This is a genomic window from Pseudomonas sp. 57B-090624 (assembly GCF_003234055.1).
Lineage (GTDB): Bacteria > Pseudomonadota > Gammaproteobacteria > Pseudomonadales > Pseudomonadaceae > Metapseudomonas > Metapseudomonas tohonis.
Genome location: NZ_QKRU01000021.1, coordinates 1 through 13,060, shown reverse-complemented (window position 1 = coordinate 13,060; position 13,060 = coordinate 1). Strand labels below are relative to the sequence as shown.

Here is a 13,060-nt window from a genome sequence, read left to right as displayed (position 1 = left end):
TCAGGTACGACGGCTCGGCGCCAGGACCAGGCGGTCCTGGGCGTCGAAGACGAAGAGTTTGTGGGTGGGGATGTAGATGCGGATCGGCGCATCCACGTCGTACTCGTGCACGCCCTGCAGGTGCAGGACCAGGGCGAAGTGCTCGCTGCGCACATGGAGGAAGGTCTCGGAGCCGCTGATCTCGGCCAGCTCCACCTTCACCGCCAGTTCCAGGTCGTCGTCGTTGGACGGCACCAGGCCGATGTGGCCGGGGCGCACGCCGAAGCGGTAGGCGCCCTCGCCCAGCTCGCGCAGCTCGGTGGTCAGGGGGAAGTGCACGAAGTCGCGGAAGCTCACCTCGCCCTCGCTGATGCGCCCGTCCACCAGGTTGATCGGCGGCTCGGAGAACAGCTCGGCGGCCAGCACCTGCTGCGGCCGCTGGTAGACCTCGGTGGTCGGCCCGCTCTGGATCACCCGCCCCTCGTGGAGGATGGTCGCGGTGCCGCCCAGGGCCAGCGCCTCGTTGGGCTCGGTGGTGGCGTACACAGCGATGCTGCGACGGGTACGGAACAGCTCGCGCATCTCCTGGCGCAGCTCCTCGCGCAACTTGTAGTCGAGGTTGACCAGGGGCTCGTCGAACAGCACCAGGTCGGCATCCTTGACCAGCGCCCGGGCCATGGCCGTGCGCTGCTGCTGGCCGCCGGAAAGCTCCAGCGGATGGCGTTGCAGGAACTTCTCGATGCGCAGCATCTGCGCCGTCTCGCGCACCTTGCGCTCGATCTCCTCGCGGCCCACGCCGTTCTGCCGCAACGGCGAGGCGATGTTCTCGAACACCGTGAGGTTGGGGTAGTTGATGAACTGCTGGTAGACCATCGACACGTTGCGGCGGCGCACCGGCACACCGGTCACGTCGACGCCATTGAGCAGGATGCGCCCGCTGCTGGGCTTGTCCAGCCCGGCCATCAGGCGCATCAGCGACGTCTTGCCAGCCAGGGTGCGACCGACCAGCACGTTGAAGGAGCCCGGCTCGAAGCTCAGGCAGGCGTCGTCGATGTAGACCTGGTGGTCGACGACGCGGGAGACATGCTCCAGCGTTAACGACATGGCGTGTCCTTGTGGTTGTTCTCAGCCATTGGCGGCTCTGGGCCGCACTACCACAAGGCGACTTCCGTGCCAGGACACGAAAACCCACTTCATCCCGTTGATTTATAAGAACTTAGAGCCCAATCAGCGCCCCGCAGGGATGTTCACTTGAACAGAATTGAACATTCGAATGTGAACAACTGAACATCTCGGGCGTTGACTTTGAACAGTCATGAACAACACTGCTCGGATCGCCGCAGAGCGAATGCCCCATAACAACAAGAACGCTGCGAGGCTCACATGGCCACTCCTGCCCAGGCGCCCGCCCCGGCGCCGAACCACGATGCGATCGTCCGCGACTCGTGGAACCGTTGCCGCGACTTCGGCCTTACCCACCAGAGCCGGCCGAGCTTCGGCGACGCGGCTGCGGGCGACGTCTCGGCGTTGCTGGAAAGCCGGCACTTCCTGGTGCAGACCACCCACCAGGAGGTCCTGCCCTATTACGAAAACATCCTCGCCAACTCCAACTGCCTGATCATGCTCGCCGACAGCCGGGGCCAGCTGCTGCAGTCTTGGGGCGACCGCCGCTTCGTCGAACCCTCCCAGGCTGCCGGCTTCGTCGCCGGCGCCCTGTGGCAGGAGCGCACCACCGGCACCAACGCCATCGGCACCGCGCTGGCCTGCGGCCAGGCCGTGCACATCCAGCGCGACGAGCATTTCCTCAAGGCCAACCGCTTCATGACCGGCTCCGCCTCGCCGATCTTCGACGCCACGCGGCAGATGATCGGCGTGCTCGACGTCTCCAGCGACAGCTACCTGCCGCCCTCGCACACCCTGGGCATGGTCAAGATGATGAGCCAGTCGGTGGAGAACCGGCTGATCCTCGGGCGCTTCAAGGACGACTACTTCCAGCTCAGCTTCAATACCAGCCTGGACAACCTCGACAGCCAGTGGGCCGGGCTGCTGGTGTTCGACGAGGCCGGCCAGGTGGTCTCGGCCAACCGCCGCGCCGACTCGCTGCTGGGCATCGGCCTGTCGTGGATGAACATCGAGAGCCTGTTCGACCTCAGCCTGCCGCAGTTGCTGGCGCAACCGGACAACCTGCCATTCCCGCTTCGCGCCGCCGGCCGCTACCGCTTCCACGGCCGCCTGCTGCGCCCGCGCAAGCCGCGCATCGAGGCCCGCGACTTCCGCCCGGCCCCGGCCGCATCGGGCGAAGCGCCGACCGGCGAGCTGGCCCTGGGCGCCATCAGCCTCGGCGATGCCCGCGTCGACCGCGTGGTGCAACAGGCACAACGGTTGCTGGAAAAGGACATCCCCATCCTCATCCAGGGCGAAACCGGCGTCGGCAAGGAGGTGTTCGTCAAGGCCCTGCACCAGGCCAGTTCCCGCGCCGGCAAGGCGCTGGTGGCGGTGAACTGCGCGGCCATCCCGGCCGAACTGGTGGAGTCGGAGCTGTTCGGTTACGAAAAGGGCGCCTTCACCGGCGCCAACCAGAAGGGCAGCGTCGGCCTGATCCGCAAGGCGCACCAGGGCACCCTGTTCCTCGACGAGATCGGCGACATGCCCCTCAACGTCCAGGCCCGCCTGCTGCGGGTGCTGCAGGAACGCAGCGTGCAGCCGCTCGGCGGCGGCGAGCCCTACCCGGTGGACATCCGCCTGGTGTCGGCCACCAACCGCCCGCTGCGCCAGGATGTGGACGCCGGGCTGTTCCGCCAGGACCTCTACTACCGTGTCAGCGGCCTCAACCTCGAACTGCCGCCCCTGCGCGAACGCAGCGACCGTGGCGAACTGTTCCGCCGCCTCTGGGAACAGCACCGCGAGCCGCGCCAATGGGCCGGCTTCAGCCGCGACGTGCTGGAGCTGTTCATGGCCCACCCCTGGCCCGGCAACCTGCGCCAGGCCGGCAGCGTGATCCAGGTCGCCCTGGCCATGGCCGAGGAACACCCCATCCGCCGCGAGCACCTGCCGGATGACTTCTTCGCCGACCTGCCAGACGCCCCGCAGCCCAACCCCGGCGCCACGCCAGCGCAGCCAACGGACGAAAGCCTCGCCGCCCAGCTCCAGGCCTGCGGCGGCAACATCTCCGACCTCGCCCGGCGCCTCAACCTCAGCCGCAACACCCTGTACAAGCGCCTGCGGGAACAGGGCCTGTATCCGGGCGGCTGATGCCGGTGCACCGCGCGGATACGGTTTGGACAATCCCAGGGGCAGCGACCTCGTGGGAACGGATTCAAGCGCGATTGCCCACCACAGCGATGCCGGGCTCCACACGACGGCAGGGCCTCGCACCCGGCGCGCCATGACGCTCATCCCCGCGCAATCACCTCCACTGCACGGCCCTTGCGCTTGTCCAGCAGGTACTCGCGATCCACCAGGGAGGCGCCGAAAAACTCCCTGAGCGTCGGCCCCATCTTCATCAGCCGGGTGGCGAAGAGGAACTCCGCCACCTCGTGGAACCAGACCCGCCGACCGATGCGGGTGTACCAGCGCATGGCATGACGGAAGTCGGCATCGGGATGGAACACCAGCCGGGCAAGCGCCCGTGGGCGGGCCTGCATGCAGACCTCGATGGCCTTGAACCAGAGGAACACCCGCCAGGCCGGCACACGCTGCACCGCCAGCACCTGGTGCTTGTAGTCCCAGCGGCGGGTGTCGGTCTGGATCACCCGGCGCTGCGCCGCCGTCTCGTAGAAGGGCGTCCAGCGGTGCGGGGTGACGTAGAGCAGCTGGATCTGGTCCGGGTCGTAGCGCAGCAGGTGGCGCAGGGAGCGCCAGTAGTCCAGGTCGGTCTCCTCCTGGAAGCCGATCACGTAGGTGGCCATGGAGACGATGCCGTGCTGGCGCAACAGGCGGATCGCCTCCTGGTCCTCGCGGGTGGTGCCGCCCTTGCGAATCGCCTCCAGGGTGCCCTCGTCGTAGCTCTCGATGCCCAGCAGGAAGCGGATCACCCCGGCCTTGCGGTACAGGTGGAGGATGTCGGCGTCGCGGACGATGTCCCCGGCACGGGTGGAACCCACCAGCAGCAGCGGCACGTCCTCGGCGATCAGGGCCTCGAGGAAGGCCTTCCACATCCTGCGCGAACCGGTGGGCAGCTCGTCGGCGAAGTTGATCAGCTCCACGCCCTGCTCCCGGTGCAGGCGTGCCAGCTCCCGGGCCAGGCGCACCGGGTCGCGGTGCCGCCAGCGGGTCCAGAACCCGCGCTGCCCGCAGTAGTTGCACAGGTAGGGACACCCCCGGGAGAACTGCACCACCACCGCCCGCTTGCCACCCCAATAGGCGTAGTCGGCGTGGTCGATCAGCTCCCAGCCCACACGGTAGTCGTCGAGGTTGCGCAACATGGCGGCAGCGGGCGTGGCGTAGGGTTCGCCCAGGTAGCGCAGGGCGATGCCGTGGACCTCCAGCGGCGAGCCCCCCTGCGCCAGCGCCTGCATCAGCGAGAGGGCGGTCTGCTCGCCCTCCCCGCGTACGATGAAATCAACTTCCGCCACCTGCTGGAGGATCTCGTCCCAGTGATAGCTGGGGTGCACCCCGCCGTAGACGATGACCAGCCCGGGCAGCACGGCCTTGAGGGCGCGGCAGATGTCCACCACCGTCGGGTGCGCCGAACTGGAACCGGAGTGCCCGAGCATCACCACATCCGGCGCCGTCGCCTGGATGCGCGCCACGATCTGCGCGACGCTCAGTCCCTCGCGGTCCGCATCCAGCAGCGAGACGTGGAAGCCCGCGTCCAGCAGCGGCCCGCCGATGGCGAGCAGCCCCAGGGGCGGCAGGTGCTCGCGGGGCATGCGACTGCCGATGGCGGTGTGGGGCGGGTTGATCAGGGTGATGTCCACGGCGACGTCCTTTTGCTCGGGGCGGGACGCCTTTATGCACGCGCGCCGTGCTGGCTGCGTGGACCGCAGATGGAATTGCCGTGGAGTTTCGATGAAGGTTCCGGCGCCCAAGAAAAAGGCCGCTCGGAAGCGGCCTCGTTCATGACGCATGCGACTACTCGGCGAGGCGCCAGGTGGTGCCACCCTTGCCGTCTTCCAGCACCACGCCCAGGGCGGTGAGCTGGTCGCGGATGCGGTCGGACTCGGCCCAGTTCTTCTCCGCGCGCGCCTGCAGGCGCGCCTGGATCAGGGCTTCGACCTCGGCGGCATCGACCTTGCCGGTGGCGCCGGCCTGGAGGAAGGCGTCCGGGTCCAGCTGGAGCAGGCCGAGCAGGCCGCCCAGCGCCTTGAGACGGGCCGCCAGGGCCGCTGCGGCAGCCGTGTCGGTGTCGCGCAGGCGGTTGACCTCGCGGGCCATGTCGAACAGCACGGCGACGGCTTCGGGGGTGTTGAAGTCGTCATCCATGGAGGCATTGAAGCGCTCGACGAAGGCTTCGCCCTCGGCGGCGGGCGCCTCGGGCAGGCCGCGCAGGGCGGTGTAGAAGCGTTCCAGCGCGCCCTTGGCTTCCTTGAGGTTGTCTTCGGAATAGTTGATCGGGCTGCGGTAGTGGCTGGAAACCAGCAGGTAGCGCACCACTTCCGGGTGGTACTTCTCCAGCACCTCGCGGATGGTGAAGAAGTTGCCCAGGGACTTGGACATCTTCTCGCCGTCCACGCGCACCGCGCCGGCATGCATCCAGGCCTTGGCGTAGAGCTTGCCGGTGGCCGCCTCGCTCTGGGCGATCTCGTTCTCGTGGTGGGGGAACACCAGGTCCGGGCCGCCGCCATGGATGTCGAAGGTCTCGCCCAGGCAGCAGGTGGACATCACCGAGCACTCGATGTGCCAGCCGGGACGGCCGGGGCCCCAGGGGGATTCCCAGCTCGGCTCGCCGGGCTTGGCGCCCTTCCACAGCACGAAGTCCAGCGGGTCTTCCTTGGATTCGTCGACCTCAATGCGCGCGCCGATCTTCAGCTCGTCGATGCGACGGCGGGACAGCTTGCCGTAGCCTTCGAACCTGCCCACGCGGTAGTAGACGTCGCCGTTGCCGGGGGCGTAGGCGAAGCCCTTGTCGATCAGGGTCTGGATCATCGTGTGCATGCCGCCGATGTGGCCGGTGGCGCGGGGCTCGATGTCCGGGCGCAGCACGGCGAGGCGCGCCTCGTCCTCGTGCATGGCGGCGATCATGCGGTCGACCAGGGCTTCGAACGGTTCGCCGTTCTCCTGGGCGCGACGGATGATCTTGTCGTCGATGTCGGTGATGTTGCGCACGTAGGTCACGTCATAGCCGCGCTCGCGCAGCCAGCGGGTGACCACGTCGAAGGCGACCATCACGCGGGCGTGGCCGATGTGGCAGAAGTCGTACACGGTCATGCCGCACACGTACATGCGCACGCTGTTGCCTTCCAGTGGCTGGAAGGCTTCCTTGACCTTGGTGAGGGTGTTGTAGATCGACAGCGCCATCATTGCCCCCAGGAATCACGCAGGGTGACGGTGCGGTTGAACACCGGCTTGCCGGGCTGCGAATCCTTGATGTCGGCGACGAAGTAACCTTCGCGCTCGAACTGGAAGCGCTCCTCGGGCTGCGCATTGGCCAGGGACGGCTCGGCGCGGCAGCCGGTGAGCACCACCAGCGACTCGGGGTTGATGTTGTCGAGGAAGCTGCCGCCCTCCTCCGACTTCTCCGGGTTCGGCGAACGGAACAGGCGGTCGTAGAGGCGCACTTCGCACTCGATACTGGCCTCGGCCGGCACCCAGTGGATCACGCCCTTGACCTTGCGGCCTTCGGGGTTCTTGCCGAGGGTGTTCTCGTCGTAGGAGCAGCGCAGCTCGACGATGTTGCCGGCGGCGTCCTTGATGGCTTCGTCGGCGCGGATCACGTAGCTGCCGCGCAGGCGCACTTCACCACCGGGGATCAGGCGCTTGAAGCCGGCCGGCGGGACTTCTTCGAAGTCGCTGGCGTCGATGTAGATCTCGCGGGCGAAGGGCAGCGCACGTACACCGAGGTCTTCCTTCGGGTGGCGCGGCAGTTCGAGGTTCTCGACCTGGCCTTCCGGGTAGTTGGTGATGACCACCTTGAGCGGCTTGAGCACGCACATGGCACGGGATGCGGTGGCGTCCAGGTGGTCACGGATGCTGAACTCCAGCATGCCGATGTCGACCACGCCGCTGGCGCGGTTGACGCCGACCATCTCGCAGAAGTTGCGGATCGATTCCGGGGTGTAGCCGCGACGACGGTAGCCGGAGAGCGTCGACATGCGCGGGTCGTCCCAGCCGCTGACGTGCCCTTCGTCCACCAGTTGCTTGAGCTTGCGCTTGCTGGTGATGGTGTAGTTCAGGTTCAGGCGCGAGAACTCGTACTGGCGCGGCTGCGCCGGCACCGGCAGGTTGGCCAGGAACCACTCGTAGAGCGGGCGATGGTCCTCGAACTCCAGGGTGCAGATGGAGTGGGTGATGCCCTCGATGGCGTCCGACTGACCGTGGGTGAAGTCGTAGCTGGGGTAGATGCACCACTTGTCGCCGGTCTGGTGGTGATGGGCGTGGCGGATGCGGTAGAGGATCGGGTCGCGCAGGTTGATGTTCGGCGAGGCCATGTCGATCTTGGCGCGCAGGGAGCGGGCGCCGTCCGGGAATTCACCGGCCTTCATGCGGGCGAACAGGTCCAGGTTCTCCTCGACGGAGCGGTCGCGGAACGGGCTGTTCCTGCCCGGCTCGTGCAGGCTGCCGCGGTACTCGCGCATCTCCTCGGCGTTGAGGTCGCAGACGAAGGCCTTGCCGGCCTTGATCAGCTCGATGGCCCAGGCGTGCAGCTGGTCGAAATAGTTGGAGGCGTAGCGCACCTCGCCGGACCACTGGAAGCCCAGCCACTTCACGTCGCTCTCGATGGCGTCGATGTACTCCTGGTCTTCCTTGGCCGGGTTGGTGTCGTCGAAGCGCAGGTGGCAGTCGCCGCCGAATTCCTGGGCCAGGCCGAAGTTCAGGCAGATCGACTTGGCGTGGCCGATGTGCAGGTAGCCATTGGGCTCCGGCGGGAAGCGGGTGACGATCTTGGCGTGCTTGCCGGCATCCAGGTCACCCTGGACGATCGGGCGGAGGAAGTTCGCGGCGGCGGGGGTCTCAGGCTTGCTCATGGGATCCTTAGGTCTACGGGTGCGCGGCACAGGGTAGGCCGGTCAAATCAAAGCGCTTATCATAGCCGAAGCTGTCAACCCCCTGACAGGCCTTCGAATTCTCGACCGAGCGGATACCGAAATGATCAAGCTGCACACCAACCATGGCGTCATCACCCTGGAACTCTTCGAAGACAAAGCCCCGGAAACCGTGGCCAACTTCAAGGAATACGTGAAGGCCGGCCACTACGACGGCACCGTCTTCCACCGCGTGATCTCCAACTTCATGATCCAGGGCGGCGGCTTCGAACCGGGCATGAAGCAGAAGACCACCCGCGCCCCCATCAAGAACGAGGCCAACAACGGCCTGTCGAACAAGGTCGGCACCGTCGCCATGGCCCGCACCATGGAGCCGCACTCCGCCTCCGCGCAGTTCTTCATCAACGTCGCCGACAACAGCTTCCTCAACCACAGCGCACCGACCGTGCAGGGCTGGGGCTATGCCGTATTCGGCGAAATGACCGAAGGCATGGACGTGGTCAACAAGATCAAGGGCGTGGCCACCACCATGAAGTCCGGCCACCAGGACGTACCGGTCGAGGACGTGATCATCGAGAAGGCCGAGATCGTCGAGTGATCCTGCTGATCTCCGATCTGCATCTTGAAGAGGAGCGCCCGGACATCACCCGGGCGTTTCTTCGTTTCCTGCAGACCCGCGCCAGCCAGGCCGAAGCGCTCTACATACTGGGTGACTTCTTCGAGGCCTGGATCGGCGACGACGCCATGACCCCCTTCCAGCGCTCCATCGCCCAGGCCCTGCGCCAGGTGGCCGATGGCGGCACGCGCATCTTCCTGATGCACGGCAACCGAGACTTCATGATCGGCACGCGCTTCTGCCGCGAGGCCGGCTGCACCCTGCTGGCGGACCCGAGCCGCGTCGAGCTGGCCGGCCACCCGGTGCTGCTGATGCACGGCGACAGCCTGTGCACCCGCGACGAGGCCTACATGCGCATGCGGCGCTTCCTGCGCAACCCCGTCGTGCTGTGGATACTGCGCCACCTGCCGCTGGCCACCCGCCACAAGCTGGCGCGCAAGCTGCGCAGCGAGAGCCGCATGCAGACCCGGCAGAAGGCGGCGGAGATCACCGACGTCACCCCGCAAGAGATCCCGCGCCTGCTGGCCGAACAGGGCGTGCCGACCCTGATCCACGGCCATACCCACCGCCCCGCCGTGCACGAACTGCAGGTCGGCGGCCTGCCCGCCCAGCGCATCGTCCTCGGGGATTGGGATCGCCAGGGCTGGGCCCTGGAAGTCGACGAGAATGGCTTCCGCCAGGCACCGTTCGCCCTCGACTGAGCCGCGCAACGCGAACTCCTCCGCAGGCCGCACCAGCTGTCCTTGACGGGATGGCACGCGGCCAGCAGCATCGCCGCTCACCTGTACCCGTCAAGGAGCGACCATGCCGTTCAGCGATTCCCCCTATATCAAGTACCTGGTCGGCGCCGTCGCCGGCACGGCCGCCGCCTTCGTGCTGTTCAACGGCATCTTCTTCTACAACGAAGCCGGTTTCGCCACCCATGTGCGCACCATCTTCGGCGAAGAGAAAGTGGTGGACGACGTCGGCTACGCCACCAAGTGGTTCGGCCGCGCCACCCCCTGGAAGAAGGCCCTGAGCGTACAGTCGGTGCTCACCGAAGCGCTCAACCAGATCGACGACACCAGCGACAACGACTCCCTCGGCGCTACCATCGAGGCCTTCCCCATCGTCTTCCTCGGCAACGTCGACGCCAAGGTCGAGTCCTCCGCACGCTTCCGCCTGCCCAGCGGCGAGCAGTTCCTCAAGATCGCCCAGGAATACCGCAACCCGGAGAACTTCATCCGCACCGCGCTGGTGCCGGCGATCAAGGAAACCCTGCAGGCCACCGCATCCCTGATGACCGCCGACGACTTCTACGCCGGCGCCCGCAGCGAATTCGCCGCCGAGTTCGAGAACCAGCTCAACGACGGCCTCTACCTGATCAAGCGCAAGGAAGTCCGCGGCCCGCGTGGCCACGTGCCGCAGCAGACCGCCATCCTCCAGGCCGGCACCGAGCAGGGCACCTTCGGCGACAACAACGCCAGCCAGTTCGTCACCGAGAAGGTGATCGACGCCAAGGGCATGCCGGTGCGCAAGCAGCAGCAGTTCCGCAAGTACGGCGTCGAAGTGGTCGAGGCCCGCATCACCAACGTCGACCCCAACCCGCAGTACAAGCAGCGCATGGTCAAGGTTCAGCAAGCCCTGGCCGAGCTGGCCGTGGCCCGGCAGAACCGCCTGAAGGAAGAGGAAGAGAAGCTGCTGGTCACCGCCCGCGGCGAGAAGGAAGTGGAAGCCCGCCGCCAGGAAACCCTGCGCGACCAGATCGAGCGCACCACCCAGGCCGAGACCGAGAAGCAGCTGGCGCGCATCAACGCCGAACGCGAGAAGGGTCGCGCCGAGATCGAGAAGCAGACCGCCGAGCTGCTGCGTGACAAGGCCAGCATCACCGCCCAGGCCACCAAGATCACCGCCGACGCCGAGGCCTATGCCCGTGAAGCGGTGATCAAGGCGGACGGCGCGCTGCAGCCCAAGCTCGACGCGCTGATCGCCATCAACAAGGTCTGGGCCGAGGCCGCCGCCCAGGCGCCGGTCCCCAGCGTGATGATGGGTGCCGGGCAGAATGGCGCCAGCAGTCGCCAGGACGAGATCGGCCAGTTGATGGGCGTGCTCGCCACCAAGGCCGCCCGCGACCTGGCACTGGACCTGAAAGTGAAGGACTGAGCCCTCCCCGGCCACAAAAAAAGCGCCCCTCGGGGCGCTTTTCAGTTAAGGCCGGACTCAGGCCGGCACACCGCTGTGGAAGCGGAACGCCTCGTCCGGGCTCTCGATCAGCTCACGCTCCACCGCCCTCACCTTCTCGATCACCGCATCCACGTCCGCCGCCTCGCCGTACTGGTAGGCCAGCTTCAGGTAGCCCTGGTAGTGGCGCGCCTCGCTTTTCAGCAGGCCGAAGTAGAACTTGCCCAGCTCTTCGTCCAGATGCGGCACCAGGGCTTCGAAACGCTCGCAGGAGCGCGCCTCGATGAAGGCCCCCACCACCAGGGTGTCCACCAGCTTGGCCGGCTCGTGGTTGCGCACCACCTTGCGCAGGCCGGAGGCGTAGCGCGCAGCGGATACCGCGCGCAGCGGCACGCGACGCTTCTTCATGATGCGCAGGACCTGTTCGTGGTGGACCAGCTCCTCACGGGCCAGGCGCGACATGAAGTTGATCAGGTCCAGGTGCAGGCTGTACTTGGCCATCAACGCCATGGCCGTCGCGGCGGCCTTGAACTCGTTGTTCTTGTGATCGATCAGCAGGGTTTCCTGGTCCGCCAGCGCGGCCTCCACCCAGGCCGAGGGCGTGCGGCAGCCGAGGAAGTCGTGGATTTCCGGGAGGTTCATGGACGTGGTGCTCCCTGGCGGGCGATGACGGGGGGAAACGGAACGGCGGACAGGGCGGATGCAGGCATGGCGATCTGGTCGGGCGGGCAATGGCGGAGCATTATACGGGGGCTGCAGGGCGCAGCCAGCGTGATGCACTGATATATGTCAAGAACACCGGGCGCCCAGGGCAGCTACAGTGGATCCAGCTATATGTCTTCCAGGGAGAGCACGACCATGCAAGCCATCCGCAGCATCCTCGTGGTAGTTGATCCGAACCACCCCGGCGGCCTGGCGCTCAAGCGCGCCAAGCTCATCGCCGGGGTGACTCAATCGCACCTGCACCTGCTGGTCTGCGACCGCAAGGCGGACCACGCCGCCTACCTTGCCGACCTGTCCGGCTCGCTCGCCAGCGAAGGCTACAGCGTCACCACCCAGCAGGCCTGGAACGAGAACCTGCACCAGACCGTGATCGCCGTGCAGCAGGCCGAGGGTTGCGGCCTGGTGATCAAGCAGCATGTGCCGGACAACCCGCTCAAGCGCTTCCTGCTCACCCCGGACGACTGGAAACTGCTGCGCTACTGCCCCGGTCCGGTGCTGATGGTCAAGACCGACTCGCCCTGGACCAACGGCGTCATCCTGGCGGCGGTGGACGTCGGCAACAGCGATGGCGAGCACCGCACCCTGCACGCCAGCATCATCAGCCACGGCTATGACATCGCCGGGCTGGCCAAGGGCACCCTGCACGTGATCAGCGCCCACCCCTCGCCGATGCTGTCGGCGGCAGACCCGACCTTCCAGCTCAAGGAGAGCATCGAGGCGCGCTACCGCGCCGAATGCCGGGCCTTCCAGGAAGAGTTCGACATCAGCGACGAGCGCCTGCATGTGGAGGAAGGGCCGGCCGACGTACTCATCCCCCATGTCGCCCACAAGCTCAAGGCGGCGGTTACGGTGATCGGCACGGTCGCCCGCACCGGCATCTCCGGTGCCCTGATCGGCAACACCGCCGAGGTGGTGCTGGACTCCCTGGAAAGCGATGTGCTGGTGCTCAAGCCGGACGAGATCATCGCCCACCTGGAGGAACTGGTCGCCCAACGCTGAACCCCCGAACGAAAAAGCCGCCCCGATGGGCGGCTTTTTCATGCCTGGCGTTCACCGAGGGTGGGGATGCGCTCAGACGCGGATCTCCATCCCTTCCAGCAGGAAACGCGGGGCGATGTAGCGCTCGTAGTGGGCTTCCGACAGAAGGAAGAACTCCCGATCGATGGCCTCGCGCAGCTCCGGCAAGGCCCAGCCGCGGAACTCCGGCAGCAGCGCCACGCCATAGGCATCCAGGCGATTGATCATGCGCGAGCCGCGGGCGATCAACTGGTAGGCCCAGCAATAGGGCGACTGCTCGGGAACGAAGCGGACCTGGCGTTGCTCGAGCTGCATTCTCAGGCGATCTTCGTCGAAAACCTCGAGCTTGGCGGTCATCACCTGCACCAGGAGGATTTCCAGGCGCCGCCAGACGGCGCGCTTTTCCTCCTCGTTGTAGAGG

11 protein-coding genes are annotated in these 13,060 nt (G+C 66.7%); 5 read left to right on the top strand and 6 right to left on the bottom strand.

Features of this window, described 5'->3' with window-relative positions; genetic code table 11:
- The gene (locus DMX10_RS12175; protein ID WP_111261313.1) at positions 1-1,083 is read right to left on the bottom strand and encodes an ABC transporter ATP-binding protein; all 1,083 of its coding nucleotides are present in this window, start codon (positions 1,081-1,083) and stop codon (positions 1-3) included.
- Between the two features lie 279 nt (positions 1,084-1,362).
- On the opposite strand from DMX10_RS12175, the gene DMX10_RS12170 reads away from it, so the two are divergent.
- Positions 1,363-3,231 (top strand): sigma-54-dependent Fis family transcriptional regulator, encoded by a 1,869-nt coding sequence (locus tag DMX10_RS12170; protein WP_111261312.1) that lies wholly within the window; start codon positions 1,363-1,365, stop codon positions 3,229-3,231.
- 140 nt (positions 3,232-3,371) lie between these two features.
- Here DMX10_RS12170 and bchE read toward each other — a convergent pair whose 3' ends face one another.
- The 3 genes from bchE to DMX10_RS12155 form a co-directional block, all read right to left on the bottom strand.
- On the bottom strand, positions 3,372-4,898 hold the full coding sequence (gene bchE / locus DMX10_RS12165; protein WP_111261311.1) for a magnesium-protoporphyrin IX monomethyl ester anaerobic oxidative cyclase: 1,527 nt from the start codon (positions 4,896-4,898) through the stop codon (positions 3,372-3,374).
- A 154-nt stretch (positions 4,899-5,052) separates the two neighbouring features.
- On the bottom strand, positions 5,053-6,438 hold the full coding sequence (gene cysS / locus DMX10_RS12160; RefSeq protein ID WP_111261310.1) for a cysteine--tRNA ligase: 1,386 nt from the start codon (positions 6,436-6,438) through the stop codon (positions 5,053-5,055).
- Positions 6,438-8,105 (bottom strand): glutamine--tRNA ligase/YqeY domain fusion protein, encoded by a 1,668-nt coding sequence (locus DMX10_RS12155; protein ID WP_021220287.1) that lies wholly within the window; start codon positions 8,103-8,105, stop codon positions 6,438-6,440. Before DMX10_RS12155 ends, cysS begins: the two co-directional genes overlap by 1 nt.
- Positions 8,106-8,226: 121 nt before the next feature.
- Between DMX10_RS12155 and DMX10_RS12150 the strand changes: the two genes are divergently transcribed.
- From DMX10_RS12150 to DMX10_RS12140, 3 genes are all read left to right on the top strand, one after another.
- Complete coding sequence (locus DMX10_RS12150; RefSeq protein WP_111261309.1) at positions 8,227-8,721, top strand: peptidylprolyl isomerase; 495 nt, start codon at positions 8,227-8,229, stop codon at positions 8,719-8,721.
- Positions 8,718-9,440 (top strand): UDP-2,3-diacylglucosamine diphosphatase, encoded by a 723-nt coding sequence (gene lpxH / locus DMX10_RS12145; RefSeq protein ID WP_111261308.1) that lies wholly within the window; start codon positions 8,718-8,720, stop codon positions 9,438-9,440. The genes DMX10_RS12150 and lpxH overlap by 4 nt, the downstream gene beginning before the upstream one ends.
- 103 nt (positions 9,441-9,543) lie before the next feature.
- A complete protein-coding gene (locus DMX10_RS12140) occupies positions 9,544-10,881 on the top strand; it encodes an SPFH domain-containing protein (protein WP_021220290.1) in 1,338 nt (445 codons plus the stop codon).
- A gap of 57 nt (positions 10,882-10,938) precedes the next feature.
- On the opposite strand, the gene DMX10_RS12135 is transcribed toward DMX10_RS12140, so the two are convergent.
- Positions 10,939-11,541 (bottom strand): tRNA-(ms[2]io[6]A)-hydroxylase, encoded by a 603-nt coding sequence (locus DMX10_RS12135; protein ID WP_111261307.1) that lies wholly within the window; start codon positions 11,539-11,541, stop codon positions 10,939-10,941.
- A gap of 216 nt (positions 11,542-11,757) precedes the next feature.
- Between DMX10_RS12135 and DMX10_RS12130 the strand changes: the two genes are divergently transcribed.
- Complete coding sequence (locus DMX10_RS12130) at positions 11,758-12,621, top strand: universal stress protein (protein ID WP_111261306.1); 864 nt, start codon at positions 11,758-11,760, stop codon at positions 12,619-12,621.
- A 72-nt stretch (positions 12,622-12,693) separates the two neighbouring features.
- Here the strand turns inward: DMX10_RS12130 and DMX10_RS12125 are convergent.
- A partial coding sequence (locus tag DMX10_RS12125) for a DUF1289 domain-containing protein (protein WP_111261305.1) occupies positions 12,694-13,060 on the bottom strand: 367 nt, incomplete at its 5' end.